This window comes from Streptomyces sp. NPDC047982 (genome assembly GCF_043204165.1).
Taxonomy (GTDB): Bacteria; Actinomycetota; Actinomycetes; order Streptomycetales; family Streptomycetaceae; genus Streptomyces.
Window position 1 is genome coordinate 14,666 of record NZ_JBIDBS010000021.1, and the last position, 18,669, is coordinate 33,334.

Consider the following 18,669-nt stretch of genomic DNA (forward strand, 5'->3'; position numbering starts at 1 on the left):
GTTTGAATGGTGGCCGATCCGCTGCTCACCCAGGAGCGGACCGTCTCCCGCACTCTCGACGCCGAGCGATCCACGAAGGGACAAGAACGCCATGAAGGAGACTTTCTCCTCCCGCGCCAGGCTCGCCGAGAAGCCCGCTCCGCCCCTGGTGATCGAAGATCTCGACGCCGCGTGCGCCCAGGCCCAGGCGCTGTTCACCATCTGCATCCGCAGCGGGCCGACCGCTGCGGACCCGACGAGCGAGCCCGCGTCCTCGGCACGGCTCGGAGCATGAGCGTCGACGAGGGACGGGACCTCTGGGCCGCCTCGGGGGACGAGCGGACCCGGGTGGGCTTCGCCAGCCACCTCGCACCCACGGTCGTCCCCGGCGAGGCGGTCTACCTGGTGTCCCAGCGCGGCGTGACCGCGCTCCACGGCGAGCACGCCGAGGCGCTCGCACCGCTGCTGGACGGCAGCCGCACCGCGGCGGACGTCCTGCGCGAGGCGGCGGAGCGGCTCGGGGCCGCCGGGGCCCGTGAGTCGCTCATCGCTCTCGAACGAGCGGGCCTTCTGCGCCGGTACGCCCCCGACGGCGTGCGGCCCCCCGCCCCGGACGGCCGCACGGCCTACTGGGACCTCGCCGGACTGGACGGGGCGCGCGCCGCCGCCGCGGCCGAGCGGGCGCGGGTGCGGATCGTGGACCTGACCGGTACGGCGGACCACGGCCGCCTGCGGGCGGCGTGCGAGGAGTCGGGGCTCACCGTCGGCGAGGTGAGCGACGCGAGCCGGGAGCCGTACTCGCTCCCGGAGGCAGGTGCCGACTTCGCGATCGTGCTCTGCGACGACTACCTGACCGCTCGTCTGCGGGACGTGGACGCCGCCCACCGGGCGCGGGGCCTGCCCTGGCTGCTGGCCCGTCCCGGCGGCGCGGAGCCGTGGGTCGGGCCGGTGTTCCGGCCTGCCGAGAAAGGCGCCTGCTGGTCGTGCCTGGCCGTACGGCTGCGTGGGCACCGGCGTTCCGAACGGCCGCTCCAACTGGCCCTGGGCATCGACGGACCACCGCCGCGGCCGCGGGGCGCCCTCGCCTCCTGCTACGCCCTCGGACTGCATCTGGCGGTGCTGGAGTCGGCCAAGTGGCTGGCCGGGGTGCGCGATCCCGCTCAGGACGCGGTCACCACGCTCGGCACGCTCCGGTCGGGGTCCGCGCAGCACACGGTCACCCGGCTGCCGCAATGCGCCGAGTGCGGCGACCCCGGTCTCGTCGCCCGGATCGCGTCCGCCCCGTTCGTCCCCGTCTCCCGGCCGAAGGCGGCACGGGACCTGGGTGGTCACCGCGCGCTGACGCCCGACCAGATGCTGGCCGCGTACGCAGATCTGGTCGACCCGGTCACCGGGATCGTCAAGGAGATCCGCCGGGCGCCGAACAGCCCCGGCTTCGTCCACCCCTACCTCTCCGGGCACAACCTGGCCATGGGCTCGTCGACGCTGGCCGGACTGCGGGCCGGACTGCGCGCGCTGAGCGGCGGCAAGGGCGTCACGGAGACCGAGGCCCGGGCGAGCGCGCTGGGCGAGGCGGTGGAACGGTACAGCGGCACGCGGCACGGCGACGAGGCCGTGGTGCGCGACACCTTCCGCGCGCTGGGCGACGCGGCGGTGCACCCCAACGCCTGCCAGTTGTACGACGAGCGGCAGTTCCGGGACCGGGACCGCTGGAACAGCGCCGGGTCGCGGCTCAGCCATGTGCCCGAGCGGTTCGACGTGGACCGGCCCACCGAGTGGACCCCCGTGTGGTCGCTCACCGCCGGACGACAGCGGCTGCTGCCCACGTCGATGCTGTACTACGGCGACGGGTGGGGCGTGGACGGGCTGTCCGCCGACTCCAACGGCAACGCCGCGGGCAGCAGCCCGGAGGACGCGCTGGTCCAGGGGTTCCTGGAGCTGGTGGAGCGGGACGCGGTGGCCCTGTGGTGGTACAACCGCACCCGGCAGCCGGCCGTCGACCTGGACGCGTGGGACGAACCGTACGTGGACCGGATCCGCGAGGGCTGTGCCGGGCTGAACCGTGAGGTCTGGGCGCTCGATCTCACGTCGGACTTCGGCATTCCGGTGGTGGCGGCGCTGTCCCGGCGCGTCGACAAGCCCGCCGAGGACGTGATCTTCGGTTTCGGCGCGCATTTCGATCCCCGGCTGGCGGCGCGCCGGGCCCTGACGGAGATGGGGCAGTTGCTGCCGGCCGTGTGCGACGCGCGGGCGGACCACACCGGCTACCGGATCACCGACCCGGAGCCGCTGGAGTGGTGGCGAGGGGCGACGCTCGCGAGCGAGCCGTACCTGACGCCCGACCCGTCCGCACCGTCCCGTACACCGGAGCACTGGAGCTACGCACCGCGCGGCGATCTGCTCGACGACATCGGCGCGATCACCGACCTGGTGCGCGCGCGAGGCATGGAGCTGCTGGTCCTGGACCAGACGCGGCCGGACCTCGGGCTCCCGGTGGTGAAGGTGATCGTGCCGGGTCTGCGGCCGTTCTGGGCACGGTTCGCACCGGGCCGGCTGTACGACGTTCCGGTGGCGATGGGGCGGCGGTCGCAGCCCGTCGCCTACAAGGACCTCAACCCCGTGCCGCTCTTCGTCTGACGCCGGAATCGGCCGGAAGACGACTGCGGCAAAGGCCGCCCGGACGACGCCGCCGGCGCGACGCGGCGTCGTCCGGCGGACGAACTGCGCAGTTGAGGAGTACGTCGATTACTTCACGTGCTTCACACGACTCACATAAAATCAACGGCAGTCACGACAATCCGTGGCTGTCCGGAATCGCTCCTCGTCACCATCGAGGCCGCGACTCGCCCCGCCGCTCCGCTCAGCGGCGGCCGGACCCGGGCACCCCCGGGAAACGGCGAGGAATGGGCAGCGGACACAGGGGGACGGGGAGCATGGCGATACGCGTACTGCTCGCGGAAGACATGAACATGGTGCGCGGGGCGCTGGTCGCCCTGCTGAACCTGGAGGACGACCTCCGGGTGGTGTGCGAGCTGGAGCGCGGCGACGAAATCGTGCCGGCGGCGCACAAGTTCGGCCCCGACGTGGCGGTCATCGACATCGACCTGCCGGGCATGGACGGGCTCACCGCGGCATCACGGCTGCACGAGGAGCTGCCGGGCTGCCGGACGTTGATCCTCACCAGCATGGGCCGCCCGGGGACGCTGCGAAGGGCCCTGACGACCAAGGTCGACGGCTACCTGCTGAAGGACGCACCGCCGGGCGAACTCGCCGACGCGGTACGGCGGGTGGCCGCCGGACGACGGGTGATCGACCCTCAGTTGGCGCTGGCCGCCTGGGGCGGTGCGGAGACACCGCTGACGGAGCGGGAGACCGAGGTCCTGCGGCTGACCGCGGACGGTGCCGAGGCGAAGGAGATCGCGCGGCAGCTGCACCTGTCGGCGGGGACGGTGCGGAATTATCTGACGAACATCGTGGCCAAGCTCAACGCCCGCAACCGGGTGGACGCCATCCGCATCGCCCGCGAGGCGGGCTGGCTGCCGTAAGAGCCGTCCTGCGCATCGGTCCGGTCCGGATTCAGGCCGGATCCGGGAAAGGGAGCGCGGACGCGTCGGCGGGCGCCGCCATGGAGGCCGCGGCCAGGTAGCCGAGGATGTCCTCGGTGACCGACGGCGGAAGCGGCAGCGCCGCCGAGATGTCGTCCGGGGTGGCCGGCCAGGCCAGCATCCCCACCACCCAGGCGGCCTCGGGCCGGTGCAGCACCACGCGGTACGCGGAGCGGGGCGACTCCAGGATGAAGCCGCCGGGCCGCACGGTGAACGTGATGTCGCGCGGCAGCCAGATGAGCTCTCCGCCCGGGAGCCTCAGCAGCGCGAACGATGCCTGACGGGACACCGGCGTCACCGAGAGCAGGGGGCCGCGCAGGTCGTCGAGACCCAGGGTGCGCACGACGAGGTGACCGAGCCGTTCCAGAACGGGCAGCAGCACCAGGACGCCGCTCCCCTCGGGGGGCCCGTCGCCCGGGGGCCCGTGGGGCTCGGTCGGTCCGGCCTGCGCACCGGCACCGACCCGGTCCGCACCGGGGACGACGTTGGCGAGCAGGATCGGCCCGAGCTCCATCCGGCGTAACGCGGCCTGGACGACGGGGTCGGCGCCGTCGACCCATTCCTTGCCCCAGCGGCCGGTGAGCACGAGCTGGTCCTCGGTGTCACCGGACTCGACGGTCACGTCCTCGGCCAACGACCAGAGGTGCACGGTCCGGTGGTCAGCCGTCTCCGTCATTGCGCTCCCCCTTGACTCTCCGGTCGCCCCGGGGCGACTCGGTGGACCGATTATGCAACTGGCCAGTAGCCCCCGGACAGCTACGGCCTCACGCCCCCGATATGAAGACTTCACGTCCCGGGAAGGACACCGAGGCGTCCGCGCTCGCCGTTCACCGATGGCTGTCCGCCCTCGGGCACGAACACAGGGAACCTTGACACCGCCGACGCACCGCGCGTCCGCCTGCCTCCGTACCCGACCGTCCGTCGGCACCACGAACCAGCGGTGTGCGGGGCCCCTGCCGGGGACCGGTGGCAAGGCCACCTTCGCCGTCTCGGTCGGGTTCGGTCGGCAGGCACCGCTCTTGGGTGCTGGAGACGACGCGGGCGGGTGCCTTGGCGGCGTACACCTGGCCGTCGCGCCGGCCGTAGTCGATGCGCATCAGGTAGCCGCCGGCGTGGTGGGCGGTGCCGTTGACGTCCGTCTTGCCGTTCAGCGGGTAGTGGTTGGTCTCCCGTGCGTAGAAATACGCGCACCGGCGGACGGCCGGCGACGGCGGGGCGGACGCGTAGGCGGTCCCGCGGGGACCGAGGGACCGACGCTGTTCGTTCCCGAGCACGGGCACTCGTTCGTGTGGGCGCCCCTCTTCGCACGCGGGCTGGTGCTCGGGGTCGTCGTGATCCGGCGTGCCGAACAGCCGGATGGGGAAGCCGCTACGGGCAGCGCGGGAAGACCATCTGGACCGAGCAGCCGCTCGGCACGACGTCCGACGCCTTCCCCGCACTGTCGTCGTACGAGCTCTCCTGACACCGGGCGGCGCCACGGCATACCCGCACAAAAACGCGGCACGCCCGTATGGACGCAGGCGCGACGGGAACGGAGACGTCCCCGCCGCGCTCGGCGGCCAGGATCCGCAGTACCCGTCCGACGCCGTTTCATCGCGCATCGGCCCTCGACACATCGCTGACGCACGTGGTCCGGCTGGTACCGCGCTCGGCGAGGCACTGCTCGCCTCCCGCTGAGAAGGGCTGCGCCCGGCCGTGGACAGAGGCCCGGCCGGGCGCACGGTCAGGCCGGCTGCTCCGCGCGCCCGGCCGCCAGCGTGAGTGCGATGTCGACGATCATGTCCTCCTGACCGCCCACCAGACGGCGCTGTCCGCATTCCATGAGGATGTCTCGGACGTCCACGCCGTACCGGGCGGATGCGGCCTCCGCGTGACGGAGGAACGACGAGTACACGCCCGCGTAGCCGAGGGTCAGGGTCTCCCGGTCGACGCGCACCGGACGGTCCTGGAGGGGCCGCACGATGTCGTCGGCGGCGTCCTGGAGCCGGAACAGGTCGCAGCGGTGCTCGAAGTCCGAGAGGTTCGCGACCGCGATGAACGCCTCCAGCGGGCAGTTGCCCGCCCCCGCACCGTGACCGGCGAGCGAGGCGTCGACGCGGTGGACACCGTTCTCGACAGCGACGACGGAGTTGGCGACCGACAGCGAGAGGTTCTCGTGGGCGTGGATGCCGATCTCGGTGCCGGCGTCCAGCACGTCCCGGTAGGCACGGACGCGTGCGGCCACGTCGCCCATCGTGAGCCGGCCACCGGAGTCGGTCACGTACACGCAGTGCGCGCCGTAGGACTCCATCAGCTTGGCCTGCCGGGCCAGTTCCTCGGGCGGCGCCATGTGGGAGAGCATCAGGAACCCGGACACGTCCATGCCGAGCTCGCGTGCCGCGGCGATGTGCTGTGCGGAGATGTCGGCCTCGGTGCAGTGCGTGGCGACCCGGACGGAGCGCACCCCGAGGTCGTACGCGCGCTTCAGCTCGTGGAGGGTGCCGACGCCGGGCAGCAGCAGGGTGGTGAGGCGGGCGCGCTTCAGCACCGAGGCCGCTGCCTCGATCCACTCCCAGTCCGTGTGCGAGCCAGGACCGTAGTTGACGGAGCCGCCGGCGAGGCCGTCGCCGTGCGCGACCTCGATCGCGTCGACGCCCGCGTCGTCGAGCGCGGTGACGATGTGCTTGACGTCCTGCGGGGTGATCCGGTGGCGTACGGCGTGCATGCCATCGCGCAGCGTGACGTCCTGGACGAAGATCGGGGTGCCCATCAGCTGTCTGCCTTCCCTGCTGCGATGCGCTCCGCGACCTGGAGGGCGGCGGAGGTCATGATGTCGAGGTTCCCGGCGTAGGCCGGAAGGTAGTGCGCGGCGCCCTCGACCTCCAGGAACACCGAGACCTGGTGGGTGGGCCGGGCGCCGCCGTCGGCGAGAAGCGTGCCGACCGGCTGGTCGTCGGGGATCTCGGTGATCTGCACCTCCTGCTTGAGCCGGTAGCCGGGCACGTACGCGGCGACGTCGGCGGCCATCTTCGCCACGGACTGCCGGATCTCCTCCTGGGTGGCCGGGTCCGGGGCCGTGACGAGGCAGAAGACCGTGTCCCGCATCATCAGTGGCGGCTCGGCGGGGTTGAGGATGATGATCGCCTTACCACGGCGGGCGCCGCCGACCCGCTCGATGGCGGCCGAGGTGGTCTCGGTGAACTCGTCGATGTTGGCACGGGTGCCGGGGCCGGCCGACTTCGAGGCGATCGACGCGACGATCTCCGCGTACTCCACGGGCACGACGCGGCCGACCGCGGCGACGGCCGGGATGGTGGCCTGGCCACCGCAGGTGACCATGTTCACGTTGGGGGCGCCGAGGTGCTCGTCGAGGTTGACGGCGGGGACGACGTAGGGGCCGATGGCCGCCGGGGTGAGGTCGATCAGCCGCTTCCCGAACGGGGCCAGCGCGGCGGCGTTCGCCTCGTGCGCCTTGGCCGAGGTCGCGTCGAAGACGATGTCGATCTCGTCGAAGCCGGGCATCGCGATCAGTCCGGCCACGCCCTCGTGCGTGACCGGGACGCCGAGCCGCGCGGCGCGGGCCAGGCCGTCGGAGGCGGGGTCGATGCCGACCATGGCGCCCATCTCCAGGTGCTCCGCCCCGCGCAGCACCTTGATCATCAGGTCGGTGCCGATGTTGCCCGACCCGATGATCGCGACCTTCGTCCTGCTCATGAAGCCTCTCCCTCGCTGAAGCGGACCGTCACGGCACCGAAGCCGGACAGAGTGGCGGTGACGGTGTCACCGGGGGACACCGGCCGCATCGGACCGAGCGCGCCGGACAGCACGACCTGTCCCGCGCGCAGCGGGTCGCCGAGGTCGCGGGCCGTACGGGCCAGCCAGGCGACGGCCTCGATCGGGTCGCCGAGGCAGGCGGCGCCGGTTCCCATGGAGACCTCCGTGCCGTTGACGCTCATCGACATCACGACGTCCACCGGTTCGGTCTCGTCGAGGGTGCGCCGGTGCGTCCCGAGCACGTAGGCGCCCGCGGACGCGTTGTCGGCCACCGTGTCGCCGAGACTGATGTCCCAGCCGGCGATCCGGCTGCCGCAGACCTCCAGCGCGGCGACGCCGTAGTCGATCGCGTCCCGGACCTGCGCGGTGTCGAGCGGGCCGTCGGCCAGGTCGGCGCGGAGCACGAAGGCGATCTCCGCCTCCACCCGGGGCTGGAGGATCCGCCCGGCCGGGACGGTGCCGCCGTCCTCGCAGGCCATGTCGTCGAAGAGGACGCCGAAGTCGGGCTGGTCGACGCCGAGCTGCCGCTGCACCGCCTCGGAGGTCAGGCCGATCTTGCGGCCGGTGATCCGGGCTCCCGCGGCGAGGCGGCGCTCGGTCAGTGCGGCCTGTACGGCGTACGCGGCGGCCAGGTCGTCCCGGCCGATCAGGTCCCGGACGGGCGCGCAGGGCACACCGGAGGCGGACGCCCCGGCGAGCCGCGCGGCCGCGGCGGCGATGTCGGACTTGCTCGCGGAGGCGAGCCCTTGGTTCTCGGTCACCGCTTCACTGTGGGCCCGGGTCGCACGCCCGAACCAGCACTTCGTCTCGCTCAGCGATACGCTGCGCCCATGACGGAAGCAACGGGTCTCGACACGGTGCTGGGGAAGGCCGTGACGATCCTGCGGGCCTTCCGGCCCGACGACCGGGCCGTCGGCCTCGCCGAGCTCGTGCGGCGTACGGGTCTGCACAAGGCGACGGTGCACCGGCTGTCCGGCGCGCTGGTCGACAACCGCCTGCTCGACCGGGTCGACGGCGGCTACCGCCCCAGCGGCGGTCTCTTCGAGCTGGGCATGCTCGCGGCGCCCGAGCGGAGCCTCCTGGAGGTGGCGATGCCGTTCCTCCAGGACCTGTACGAACGCACCCACGAGACCGTGCACCTCGGGGTGCGCGAGGGGCACGACGTCGTCTATGTCGCCAAGATCGGTGGCCACCGCCAGGCCAGGGCGCCCTCGCGCACCGGAGGGCGGATGCCGCTGCACTGCACCGCCATCGGTAAGGCCCTGCTCGCGCACGCCGACGACGAGCTGCGGCAGGGGGTGCTGTCCGGGCCGCTGGAGCGGCGCACCCCGCGCACGATCGTGGCCCCGGGCGCCCTGCGCCGCCAGCTGCGCGACATCACCGAGACGGGCGTCGCGTTCGAGCGGGAGGAGTCGACCATGGGCCTCATGTGCGTCGCCGCGCCGGTGCTGGGGCGCGACAACGAAGCGCTCGCCGCGATCAGCGTGGCCGGTCCCACCGGCAGGTTCCGGCCCGAGCGGTTCGTCACGCAGGTGCGGGCGGCTGCCGCCGGGCTCGGCAGCACGTTGATCCGGCGCAATCTGCCGAGCTGATCCGGCGCTGCTCCTCCTCCCTGTTCCGGCGCTGCTCCTCCTCGACAGGGCTCCGCCGGCGGGGGCGGCACTGGTACCCGTCGGCCGCGGCGGGGACCGGGTCGGCGCCGGCAGGCCGGCCGGGCTTGAGCTCCGCCCGTGCGTACAGGGCCGCCCGTGGCGCCCGGCACGCCTCGCCTGACGGGAGAGCGTCGGCCGACGGGTGAGTACCGGTACTCACGCGCCCTGCGCACCCCGGATCCACGATGGGGTGAACGGATCGAACCCCGAAAGGCCCCGTCCACATGCTCAGTCGCCTCGCCGCCGCCTTGGTCCCCGTCGTCGGCAGTCTGAACGTCACCACCGATGTCGGCACCCGTTTCGCGCCGGGCAGCGTCATCGCCGCCAACCACACTTCGCTCGCGGACCCCGCCGTCGTCCTCGCCGCGCTCCACCGGCTCGGTGTCGAGCCCGTCGTCATGGCCGCCGCAGGTCTGTGGCGCATACCCGTACTCGGCCGTGTGCTCGCCCGGGAGGGCCACATCCCGGTTCACCGGGGCGACCGACGGGCCGCCGACGCCCTGGACACGGCGGCCGAGACCCTGGGGCGAGGGCGCCTGGTCCTGATCTACGGGGAAGGCGGCCTACCGCGCCGCAAGGACTCCGGCGAGGCCCTTCCCGGGGCCTTCCGCAGTGGCCTCGCACGGCTCACGCGCAGCACCGGAGCCCCCGTCGTCCCCCTGGGTCAGGCCGGTTCCCGACGCATCGTCTCCGGGAGCCGCACGAAGCAGGTCGCCGGACTGGTCACGGCGCCCCTGCGCCGGCCGGACGTTCACGTTCACGTCGGAGCCCCTGTCATGCTGAACGGCTCCCCCGCCGCCCGCACCGCGCACGCCCACCGAGCGGTGACCGCTGCCTGGCGTACCGCGGCCGAACGTCTCGACGGGCCCGTCGTGCTCACCTCCTGAGCGGAACCGCGACGCACGCACCGCGACGCACGAACCGCGGTGTACGAACCGCGGTGTACGAACCGCGGTGTACGAACCGCGGTGTACGAACCGCGGTGTACGAACCGCGACATACCAACGACCACGAACACCGTCGGCGAGGACAGGAGGGGCAGCCGACCTCCCTGACGGCGAAGGGCCGCGCCTTCCTGGCCGACGTGGCGCACGGCCGACGGGAGAACATCCGGGCCGCCGTCGCAGTGCTCTCACCCGGCGAGCAGGCCATGTTCACGGAAATGTGCCGGAAGTCGCCGCGTCGATCGACACCCTGCCGCGTCGACCAGGGACTCTCCGTCCTCGGCTCGCCGGGGACGCAGCCGCCACCGCGGCCGGCTGCGGTACACCGGGCCCGGCGCGCCTCGACCGCCCGCTGCCGCGCACTGCGCCCGCACAACACCGGGCTGTAACATGTCAACCAATACAAAAGGTGACAAACAGGATGTCGTGTCGGCGATGACACGGGTTCCGCCCGGCGGACCGCGTGCGACCTCGCAGGTGCGCACAGGGCGAGCGGCGTACCCCCTTCTTCCGCCGACAGTCGCTCCGGCGGCGGGTTCGCGTGCCTGCGGACAACCCCGTCGGGGCGAATGGGTGCTTCCCCCGTCACCGGCCCCGCCGTACGGAGGCGAGCGGCGAGGAGCACCGGGCGGCATCCGAGTCCGTCGACGGCATCGGCGGGGTCCGTTGATCGCCCGCCCGACAGGGGCATCGGTCCTCGCCGTGAAGGGAGGCAGTCATGGCGCGGGCAGTGGGCATCGACCTGGGAACGACGAACTCCGTGGTATCCGTGCTGGAGGCCGGTGAGCCGACCGTGATCACGAACACCGAGGGAGCGAGGACCACTCCGTCGGTGGTGGCGTTCGCCAAGAAGGGCGAGGTGCTGGTCGGCGAGGTCGCCAAGCGTCAGGCGGTGACGAACGTCGAACGCACCGCACGGTCGGTCAAGCGGCACATGGGGGACGCCCAGTGGCGTTTCCCGGAGTCCGGCGACATCGACGGCAAGCGGTTCACGGCGCAGGAGATCTCCGCGCGGGTGCTGCAGAAGCTGAAGCGGGACGCCGAGGCGTATCTCGGGGACGACGTCAAGGACGCGGTGATCACCGTGCCCGCGTACTTCAACGACGCGCAGCGCACCGCGACGAAGGAGGCCGGGCAGATCGCGGGCCTGAACGTCCTGCGGATCATCAACGAGCCGACCGCGGCGGCCCTGGCCTACGGCCTGGACAAGGAGAACGACCAGACCATCCTGGTGTTCGACCTCGGTGGCGGCACCTTCGACGTGTCGCTGCTGGAGATCGGCGAAGGTCTGGTGGAGGTGAAGGCGACCAACGGTGACACGCACCTCGGTGGTGACGACTGGGACCAGCGCGTCGTCGACCACCTGGTCGAGCGGTTCAAGAACGGCTACGGCGTGGATCTGTCCAAGGACAAGATGGCGCTCCAGCGTCTGCGCGAGGCCGCGGAGAAGGCGAAGATCGAACTCTCCTCGGCAACCGAGACGACGATCAACCTTCCCTACATCTCGGCGTCCGCCGAGGGCCCGCTGCACCTGGACGAGAAGCTCACGCGCTCACAGTTCCAGCAGTTGACGGCCGCTCTGCTGGAGCGTTGCAAGACGCCGTTCCACAACGCGATCAACGACGCCGGGATCAAGGTGTCGGACATCGACCACGTGATCCTCGTGGGCGGTTCGACGAGGATGCCCGCGGTGACCGAACTGGTGCGGGAACTGACCGGCAAGGATCCGCACAAGGGTGTGAACCCGGACGAGGTCGTCGCCATCGGCGCCTCGCTCCAGGCCGGTGTCCTCAAGGGCGAGGTCAAGGATGTCCTGCTGCTCGACGTCACCCCGCTGTCCCTCGGCATCGAGACCAAGGGCGGCATCATGACCAAGCTCATCGAGCGCAACACCACGATCCCGACCAAGCGTTCCGAGATCTTCACGACGGCGGAGGACAACCAGCCGTCCGTGCAGATCCAGGTCTACCAGGGCGAGCGCGAGATCGCGGCGTACAACAAGAAGCTCGGCATGTTCGAGCTGACGGGCCTGCCGCCGGCCCCGCGCGGCGTGCCGCAGATCGAGGTCTCCTTCGACATCGACGCCAACGGCATCATGCACGTCACCGCCAAGGACCTCGGCACCGGCAAGGAACAGAAGATGACCGTCACTGGCGGCTCCTCGCTGCCGAAGAACGACATCGACCGCATGGTGCGCGACGCGGAGAAGTACGCGGAGGAGGACCGGCAGCGCAAGGAGGCCGCCGAGACCCGCAACCGGGCGGAGACCCTGCTCTACCAGACCGAGAAGCTGATGCGGGACAACGCCGACAAGATCCCGGACGACGTGCGCACGGAGACCGAGGAGGCGCTCACGGAGGTCAGGGAGAAGCTCAAGGGCGACAACACCGCCGAACTCCGCACGGCCACCGAAAAGGCGAGTACGGCCGCACAGCGGATCGGCTCCGCCCTGTACGCGCAGGCCGGCGGCGGGGCCACCGGCGAGGGCACGGCAGGCAGCGCCTCGCCCGACGGCTCCGGCCCCGGCGCGGGCGAGGACGAGGTCGTCGACGCGGAGATCGTCGACGACGAGCGGAAGGAGGGCGGGTGAGCACGGCACCCGTGCGTCAGGGCGTCAGGGCGCATCCGGTCCCCTCCCCCACGCGCTCGTCGCGCCCCGCTGCCCACATGCTTGCCCCCGTCCTTCCGGACAATCGCCCGATGACACGAGCACCACGCGCCTGATTCAGTTGTGTGCGTGGCGACCACCGGCGGACCTCGGCCGTGCCCCGTCAGCTCGCGGTCGCGTGCTCGTCGGCCGGGGTCCCGATCCTCGCGGTCCTGCTGACCCACTGGGACAGGGTGAGCTGCGCGGTTCCGGCCGAGCGTGCCCGGGCTCGGTGGCAGGGCGCCACCCGGCGGTGTCCGGCCCGGCCACCGGTGTCCGGCCCCTGGTCGCGGACGGCACGGTCGGCCAGCGCGTCACGGAGCAGCAACAGGTGTGCGGGCGGGGCGCGGAAGTCGTCCCTGGCACAGTGGGTGAGGTGGCTCGCCGGGTGGCCGTGGCCGCCCGACGTGCCCGCCGCCTCGGGCGCGGGGACCACGGGGGTGGGCGCTTCGGCCGGTCGTTCGCCGATCGTGCTGCGCTTCTTGGTTGCAGTGAACATGGGAGGGGGTCCTTCCTGTGCTGCGGTGCCGGTCGCGCGGCCGTCGTGGCAGTGGTTCGGGCGCGGGAATCCCGCGCGGGAGCCGTGGTGGAGCGGCGCCTGCTCACCGAGTGCAGGCGACGGTTCCGGGAGGCGGCTCCCGGCGGCCGTGCGCCGTGCGGACGGTGTCGCAGGCACACGCGTGTCGCGGTGCGTCCGCGGGTCGGATACCCCGGAACCGAGAAGCGACACCCCGTACGCGGTGCGCGGCTCGGACGGGCGGGCGCGCTCGGTGGCGTCCGGCGACAGGGCCGGCCGACCGGTCGGGACGGGCTGGGCACCCGCCGGGGTCGCCCCGATCGCCGTGCCGGTGGAGCGGCTGACGGGAGCGGATGCCCGGCCGGTGACGCCGGTCGCGTCATCCGTGTCGTACCGCTCGGTCGGGCCGTGGGCTTCGATCATGGCGACACCTCCGTTCGCCATCCCACTCTCGCCCAGAGGCGGCCCCTCGCGCGTCGTCCCGCCGCAGCGATTCCGACTACCACGGCTGCGGTATCCGGATCCCCTCCCTACCACCCGCCGGAACGGACCGGCGCCGGGACATCGCACCGCATGTCCGGGTCCCGGGCCCGTACCCGGGGCCCTGGGCCCGGACATGCGACTACGACTACGACTACGACTGCATGGACGGCTGCGAAGGCCCCGATTCCGTCGTGGGACTCACCAGACCGCACTGGTACGCGATGACGACGAGCTGGGCCCGGTCGCGAGCGGCCAGCTTGGTCATGGCCCGGTTGACGTGGGTCTTGGCGGTCAGCGGACTCACGAACAGACGCTCCGCGATCTCGTCGTTCGACAGCCCCAGTGCCACCAGCCCCACGACGTCGCGTTCCCGCCGCGTCAAGCACTCCAGGCGCTCGTGCACACCCGCCGGGCACGGATCCGGCTGGGCGAGAAAGCGCCCGATCAGCGCACGCGTCGCGGACGGCGACAGCAGGGCCTCGCCGGCGGCGATCGTACGGACGGCGTCCAGCAGTTCCTCGGGCCGGGCGCCCTTTCCGAGAAAGCCGCTCGCACCGGCGCGCAGCGCCTCGGCCACGTGCTCGTCGTCCTCGAAGGTGGTGAGGATGAGCACCTTGACGTCGGCGAGGTCGTCGGACTCGCTGATGAGCCGTGTGGCTTCGAGGCCGTCCATCTCCGGCATGCGGATGTCCATCAGGACCACGTCGGGACTCTGCGCACGGGCCAGGTCCAGCGCCTCCTGCCCGTTGGACGCCTCCCCCACCGTCTCCATGTCGTCCGTGGAGTCGAACAGCATCCTGAAGGTTCCTCGCAACAGGGCCTGGTCATCGACAAGCAGTACGCGGATCGTCACGCCCGTCCTTCCTCGGTGGTTCGGTCATGACCTGGCCGGGGCGCAGCGGCAGTTCGGCCATCACGGTGAAGCCGCCCTCCGGGCGGGCTCCCGCGTACAGCCGTCCGCCGACCGTGGAGGCGCGCTCGCGCATCCCGATCAGCCCGTGGCCCGTCCCTGGACGGGCCGGTTCGGCCCCGGTCCGTCCGTCGTTCTCGACAGTGATCGTCAGCCGCTCGGGGCGGTAGTGCAGGAACAGCCGGGCATGGTCGGCCCCCGCGTGCTTGTGCACGTTGGTCAGGGCCTCCTGCACGATGCGGTACGCGGCCAGGTCGACCGCCGGAGCGAGCGGTTCGGCGACACCGTGCCGGCTGTGACTCACGGTCAGTCCGGCTCGCTCGAACGATGCCACGAGCGCCGGTACGCGGGCGAGGCCGGGCATCGGGTCGCGCGGTGCCACCGGGTCGCCGGACTGCCGCAGCAGCCCCACGGTCACGCGCAGTTCGTCCAGAGCGGACCGGCTGGTGTCCCGGATGTCCTCCAGCGCGGCCAGGATCTTCTCCGGCCGCCGTTCCACGAGGTGGACCGCCACGCCCGCCTGGGCGTTGATGAGGGCGATGTGGTGGGCGACGATGTCGTGCAGTTCGCGCGCGATCCGCACCCGCTCGGCCGCCACCCGCTGCTCCGCCTCCTGTTCGCGCGTGCGCTCCGCGTGTTCCGCCCGCTCCTCCACCGCGGCCACATAGGCGCGACGCGAGCGCACCCCGTCACCGATGGCGGCGGGCAGCGCCGTCCACGCCAGCATCGCCGCGTTGTCCGGGGCCAGCCAGGAACGCGGATCCCACAGCACGGCGGCGCCCACCAGAATGGCCGCCGTCGACAGTGCCGAGGTCCAGGTCACTCGCCGGTCGGTGCGCGCGGCGACGGTGTAGACCGACACCAGGACGGGGCTGATGACCAGCGGGCTCTCCCGGAATCCGAGCACCTGGAAGGCCACTCCGCAGCCGATCGCGACGGCCAGTACGCCGACCGGGTGACGGCGCCGCCACACCAGCGCGGAGCAACCGATGCCCGCCAGCACCACCGCCTGCCACCGCAGGGAGAAGTCGCGTTCGTGCGGCACGATCGAGGCGGCCACGACGGACAGAATGAACAGGACGACCAGGCCCAGTGTGTCCATCACACCGAGCCGGGACCGTTCCCCCTTCCTTCGCATACTGATCACCGCCATGGCACCACCGTAGGGTCGTCGGCCGCATCGGGCATCGCCGCGCGGGACGGACGTCCCGGCCTCCGACATCCGTGGTCCGCCCCCTGCCGAGGCGCCGGACCCCGGCGCCCGCCCCCGCCCCAGGCTTCCGACGCCCGGTTTCCGCCCGTGCGCCGGGAGCGTCGACGGCGCCCCGGGCCGATGCCCCGGACCGTCGTCACGATCGCCCGGCCGGGCGCCCCGACGACTCCATTCGGCCGACGCCCGACCGGCATGCCGTCGGACGGACGGCCCCGAGGGCCCGACCGTCCGGCGCGCACCGCGTCGGTACCTTCCGTGCCGTCGCCCCCGTCGGTCCTCGCCCCGCCTCTGCCCGTCCGGCCCGTCCCCGCCGCTTCCCGGCTCCTCAGACGCCCTTCGCCGGCGCCACCCGCCCCGCCGGCGGCGACAGTTCGGCCGTCAGCCAGCGGAAGACCTGCGGCACCTGGCGTTTCCACAGCCCGATGGTGTGCGGGCCGGTCACCCGGGCCACCACCACCCGTGTCGGGGGCATCGCCGCGCGTCGCAGCGCGACGCCGTCACGGTAGCCGTCGTCGCGTCCGCCCGAGAGATAGAGCGAGACGCGCGGAGGCGTGCTCGCGTGGCGCAGGATCCACAGCGGGTTGTTGGTGCGCCGCAGTTCGGGGGCGCGGGCCGTGAGGGAGACCCGTTCGGCGGCCGGGTCGTTGTAGCCGGAGAGGCCCACGGCCGCCCGGTACCGTTCCGGATGGGCGAGTGCCATCTTCACGGCGCAGTGTGCCCCGGCCGAGTAACCGGCCACCGCCCACCCCTCCGCGCCGCCCCGCGCGCGAAAGGTGTCGATCACCATCTGCCGGACGTCCACGCTGAGCCACGATTCGGCGTCCACGACGCCCGGCACATTGGCACATCCGGTGTCCTGACCGGCCAGCAGGTTGGTGCGCGGTTCCACGAGGATGAACGGGGCGATCTCACCGCTTCGCATCCGGGCCTCCAGCTGCGACTGCACCCGAAGGCTGCTGAACCACGCCTTCGCCGAACCGGGGAAGCCGCCGAGGAGTTCGACCACGGGGAACTTCTGGTGTCGGAAGGCCGGTTGGTCGTACTGAGGCGGCAGCCATACATACACCTCGCCGTACACCCCCGACACCCGGCCGCGCACATGGGTGACGCGGACGTTGTGCCCCATCCGGGCGTCGCGGGCCGGTCTGAAGTCCTGGACGACCTTCGGTTCGTTGGCCCGGTCCTTGTGACTCCCGAGTCCGTCGCGTCCGAGGTCCGGGGCGGCGACGACGTGGTGTCCGGTGCCGAGCAGGTCGGCCCAGCTGTCGTACAGGCCGTTGGTGTTGTTGACCACCACGAAGACGCTCAGCACGGCCGCCCCCTGTGCGAGGACGACCATCGCCAGGCGGCTCGCGCCGCGCACCACGGCGGGGCCCCGCACCCGTCCCCACAACAGCAGGGGAAGCAGCACGCTGACCAGGGCCAGCGTGATCGTGGCCAGGAAAACGGGTGTCCCCGTCAGGCTCATCACGCCAGTGAGGATGTCGCACACAGGAAGATGGTTTACCCTTTTCCGCCTTTTTACGTCGAACGCGAGACTTGGGGAACCGCGTGTTGACGACGGTCGCACCCGGCCTCCCGGACCACGTGGTCCGGTCGCGTCGGCGAGTGGCCGAAAGACGCGTTCCGGTCCCTGGGCGTGCGATCACTCACATGGGCCCCCTCTGTGCGCCGACCTCGGACGAACGTAATATCGGCAGGTCATCGCCGCGACGGGAGACAGGAAGCCGGTGCGAATCCGGCACGGTCCCGCCACTGTGACCGGGGAGTGCAACCCTTCGACATGCCACTGCGCGCGGCGCGGGAAGGCGGGGGGAACGTCGATCCGGGAGTCAGGAAACTGGCCTGTCGCGGGCCCGTTTTGAGGAGCGCGGACTCCCCAGGAGGCTCTACGTGTACTTCGGCACATCCCGCCGCCCCTGCTCTCACCCTGCCCGGACCCGGCGCACCCTGCGTGCCGTCGCCGGGGTCGTGGCCCTGGCCACCGCCCTGCTGACGGCCGGCTGCGGCGCCGACGACTCCCCCAGGAAACCGAAGGCCGGTGCGTCGCGGGTCAGCGGTTTCCCGGTCGCCGTCGACAACTGCGGGGTGAGAACGACCTACGACGAACCGCCCTCGCGCGTGGTGACGATCCATCAGCACCCGGCCGAACTGCTGCTCGCCCTGGGCCTCGGCGACCGCATGGTCGGTACCGCCTTCCCCGACTCGGCCGTCCTGCCCGAGCTGAGGAAGGACTTCGCGGCCGTACCCGAGCTGGCGAAGAGGGAACCGTCCTTCGAGACGGTCCTGGACGCGGAGCCGGACTTCGTCTACGGCGGCTACGGCAGCGCGTTCGCCGAGAACGAGGGCCGTTCGCGCAAGGCGTTCGCCGAAGCGGGCATCGACACCTACCTCAACCGCGAGTACTGCGGCAAGAAGCGGGTGACGATGCGGGACACCTACGACGAGATCCGCACACTCGGCCGCATTTTCGGCGTCCCGGACCGTGCCTCCGCTCTGGTGGCCGATCTGAGGGCACGCGTCGACAGGGCCGTCGCGGCCGTCGGGAGCGGGCCCGACGTGCCCGTCTTCGTCTACGACAGCGGCGACAAGACCGCCCTGACCGCGGGCGGCAAGGGCCTGGGCAACGACCTGATCGGGCTGGCGGGTGGCCGCAACGTCTTCGCGGACCTCGACGACGTCTTCGGGGACGTCTCCTGGGAGCAGGTCGTGGCCCGCAGGCCGGAGGTCGTGGTGATCTACGACTACGCGGGGTCCGGAAGCGTCGAGCAGAAGAAGGAGTTCCTGCTCTCGCAGCCCGCTCTCGCCGATGTTCCCGCCATCAGGAACCAGCGGTTCGTGGTCCTGCCGCTGACCGCGACCCTCGTCGGCATCCGGTCCGCCTACGCGGTCGACGGCCTGGCACGCGGTCTGCATCCCGAGAGGTTCCGGTGACGCGGACGCCCGTGAAGGCCGGCCCGGCCGAC

At 72.0% G+C, this 18,669-nt stretch carries 16 protein-coding genes and 1 riboswitch; of the genes, 7 read left to right on the forward strand and 9 right to left on the reverse strand.

Annotation, left to right across the window (positions count from 1 at the left end):
* The first annotated feature begins 91 nt into the window (after nt 1-91).
* The 3 genes from ACGF2V_RS24145 (at nt 92) to ACGF2V_RS24155 (ending at nt 3,524) form a co-directional block, all read left to right on the forward strand.
* Nucleotides 92-274, forward strand: coding sequence for a hypothetical protein (locus tag ACGF2V_RS24145; RefSeq protein WP_362629259.1), 183 nt, complete (start codon nt 92-94; stop codon nt 272-274).
* Complete coding sequence (locus tag ACGF2V_RS24150) at nt 271-2,616, forward strand: TOMM precursor leader peptide-binding protein (protein WP_362629262.1); 2,346 nt, start codon at nt 271-273, stop codon at nt 2,614-2,616. Before ACGF2V_RS24145 ends, ACGF2V_RS24150 begins: the two co-directional genes overlap by 4 nt.
* A 296-nt stretch (nt 2,617-2,912) precedes the next feature.
* Nucleotides 2,913-3,524, forward strand: a complete 612-nt coding sequence (locus ACGF2V_RS24155) for a response regulator transcription factor (protein WP_362710892.1) — start codon at nt 2,913-2,915, stop codon at nt 3,522-3,524.
* A gap of 31 nt (nt 3,525-3,555) precedes the next feature.
* On the opposite strand, the gene ACGF2V_RS24160 is transcribed toward ACGF2V_RS24155, so the two are convergent.
* The 5 genes from ACGF2V_RS24160 to ACGF2V_RS24180 all read right to left on the reverse strand — a co-directional run bounded on the left by ACGF2V_RS24160 (nt 3,556) and on the right by ACGF2V_RS24180 (nt 8,098).
* The gene (locus tag ACGF2V_RS24160) at nt 3,556-4,260 is read right to left on the reverse strand and encodes an NADH oxidase (protein ID WP_362710889.1); all 705 of its coding nucleotides are present in this window, start codon (nt 4,258-4,260) and stop codon (nt 3,556-3,558) included.
* Nucleotides 4,261-4,411: 151 nt separating this feature from the next.
* Nucleotides 4,412-4,858 carry a hypothetical protein gene (locus tag ACGF2V_RS24165; protein WP_362710886.1) on the reverse strand — a complete coding sequence of 149 codons (447 nt, stop codon included), beginning with the start codon at nt 4,856-4,858 and terminating at the stop codon, nt 4,412-4,414.
* Nucleotides 4,859-5,307: 449 nt separating this feature from the next.
* Nucleotides 5,308-6,333, reverse strand: a complete 1,026-nt coding sequence (gene dmpG / locus ACGF2V_RS24170; RefSeq protein WP_362629271.1) for a 4-hydroxy-2-oxovalerate aldolase — start codon at nt 6,331-6,333, stop codon at nt 5,308-5,310.
* Nucleotides 6,333-7,277 carry an acetaldehyde dehydrogenase (acetylating) gene (locus tag ACGF2V_RS24175; protein WP_362710883.1) on the reverse strand — a complete coding sequence of 315 codons (945 nt, stop codon included), beginning with the start codon at nt 7,275-7,277 and terminating at the stop codon, nt 6,333-6,335. Before ACGF2V_RS24175 ends, dmpG begins: the two co-directional genes overlap by 1 nt.
* Nucleotides 7,274-8,098 (reverse strand): fumarylacetoacetate hydrolase family protein, encoded by an 825-nt coding sequence (locus ACGF2V_RS24180; protein WP_362629277.1) that lies wholly within the window; start codon nt 8,096-8,098, stop codon nt 7,274-7,276. The genes ACGF2V_RS24175 and ACGF2V_RS24180 overlap by 4 nt, the downstream gene beginning before the upstream one ends.
* A gap of 69 nt (nt 8,099-8,167) precedes the next feature.
* On the opposite strand from ACGF2V_RS24180, the gene ACGF2V_RS24185 reads away from it, so the two are divergent.
* From ACGF2V_RS24185 to dnaK, 3 genes are all read left to right on the forward strand, one after another.
* Nucleotides 8,168-8,929, forward strand: a complete 762-nt coding sequence (locus ACGF2V_RS24185; RefSeq protein ID WP_362710880.1) for an IclR family transcriptional regulator — start codon at nt 8,168-8,170, stop codon at nt 8,927-8,929.
* A gap of 284 nt (nt 8,930-9,213) precedes the next feature.
* On the forward strand, nt 9,214-9,876 hold the full coding sequence (locus tag ACGF2V_RS24190) for a lysophospholipid acyltransferase family protein (protein WP_362629283.1): 663 nt from the start codon (nt 9,214-9,216) through the stop codon (nt 9,874-9,876).
* A 775-nt stretch (nt 9,877-10,651) separates the two neighbouring features.
* A complete protein-coding gene (gene dnaK / locus ACGF2V_RS24195; RefSeq protein WP_389047634.1) occupies nt 10,652-12,523 on the forward strand; it encodes a molecular chaperone DnaK in 1,872 nt (623 codons plus the stop codon).
* 181 nt (nt 12,524-12,704) lie between these two features.
* Here the strand turns inward: dnaK and ACGF2V_RS24200 are convergent, their stop codons facing one another.
* The 4 genes from ACGF2V_RS24200 to ACGF2V_RS24215 all read right to left on the reverse strand — a co-directional run bounded on the left by ACGF2V_RS24200 (nt 12,705) and on the right by ACGF2V_RS24215 (nt 17,171).
* Entirely contained in the window at nt 12,705-13,520 is an 816-nt protein-coding gene (locus ACGF2V_RS24200) for a hypothetical protein (protein ID WP_362709112.1), read from the reverse strand.
* Nucleotides 13,521-13,731: 211 nt separating this feature from the next.
* Nucleotides 13,732-14,433: a response regulator transcription factor gene (locus ACGF2V_RS24205; RefSeq protein ID WP_362709110.1), complete on the reverse strand. Its 702-nt coding sequence runs from the start codon at nt 14,431-14,433 to the stop codon at nt 13,732-13,734.
* Complete coding sequence (locus ACGF2V_RS24210) at nt 14,405-15,643, reverse strand: sensor histidine kinase (RefSeq protein WP_362709107.1); 1,239 nt, start codon at nt 15,641-15,643, stop codon at nt 14,405-14,407. Before ACGF2V_RS24210 ends, ACGF2V_RS24205 begins: the two co-directional genes overlap by 29 nt.
* A gap of 385 nt (nt 15,644-16,028) precedes the next feature.
* Entirely contained in the window at nt 16,029-17,171 is a 1,143-nt protein-coding gene (locus ACGF2V_RS24215) for an alpha/beta hydrolase-fold protein (protein ID WP_362624665.1), read from the reverse strand.
* A gap of 213 nt (nt 17,172-17,384) precedes the next feature.
* A riboswitch (cobalamin riboswitch) is annotated at nt 17,385-17,567 on the forward strand.
* A gap of 29 nt (nt 17,568-17,596) precedes the next feature.
* On the opposite strand from ACGF2V_RS24215, the gene ACGF2V_RS24220 reads away from it, so the two are divergent.
* Nucleotides 17,597-18,637 carry an ABC transporter substrate-binding protein gene (locus ACGF2V_RS24220; RefSeq protein WP_362709105.1) on the forward strand — a complete coding sequence of 347 codons (1,041 nt, stop codon included), beginning with the start codon at nt 17,597-17,599 and terminating at the stop codon, nt 18,635-18,637.
* Nucleotides 18,638-18,669: the final 32 nt, after the last annotated feature.

Excerpts from the sequence above, each read along its gene's own strand:
- ACGF2V_RS24155 (WP_362710892.1), top strand. The coding sequence starts at position 2,913 with ATGGCGATACGCGTACTGCTCGCGGAAGACATGAACATGGTGCGCGGG.
- ACGF2V_RS24185 (WP_362710880.1), top strand. The coding sequence starts at position 8,168 with ATGACGGAAGCAACGGGTCTCGACACGGTGCTGGGGAAGGCCGTGACG.
- ACGF2V_RS24190 (WP_362629283.1), top strand. The coding sequence starts at position 9,214 with ATGCTCAGTCGCCTCGCCGCCGCCTTGGTCCCCGTCGTCGGCAGTCTG.
- ACGF2V_RS24215 (WP_362624665.1), bottom strand. The coding sequence starts at position 17,171 with ATGAGCCTGACGGGGACACCCGTTTTCCTGGCCACGATCACGCTGGCC.
- ACGF2V_RS24160 (WP_362710889.1), bottom strand. The coding sequence starts at position 4,260 with ATGACGGAGACGGCTGACCACCGGACCGTGCACCTCTGGTCGTTGGCC.
- dmpG (WP_362629271.1), bottom strand. The coding sequence starts at position 6,333 with ATGGGCACCCCGATCTTCGTCCAGGACGTCACGCTGCGCGATGGCATG.
- ACGF2V_RS24150 (WP_362629262.1), top strand. The coding sequence starts at position 271 with ATGAGCGTCGACGAGGGACGGGACCTCTGGGCCGCCTCGGGGGACGAG.
- dnaK (WP_389047634.1), top strand. The coding sequence starts at position 10,652 with ATGGCGCGGGCAGTGGGCATCGACCTGGGAACGACGAACTCCGTGGTA.
- ACGF2V_RS24175 (WP_362710883.1), bottom strand. The coding sequence starts at position 7,277 with ATGAGCAGGACGAAGGTCGCGATCATCGGGTCGGGCAACATCGGCACC.
- ACGF2V_RS24210 (WP_362709107.1), bottom strand. The coding sequence starts at position 15,643 with ATGGCGGTGATCAGTATGCGAAGGAAGGGGGAACGGTCCCGGCTCGGT.
- ACGF2V_RS24145 (WP_362629259.1), top strand. The coding sequence starts at position 92 with ATGAAGGAGACTTTCTCCTCCCGCGCCAGGCTCGCCGAGAAGCCCGCT.
- ACGF2V_RS24200 (WP_362709112.1), bottom strand. The coding sequence starts at position 13,520 with ATGATCGAAGCCCACGGCCCGACCGAGCGGTACGACACGGATGACGCG.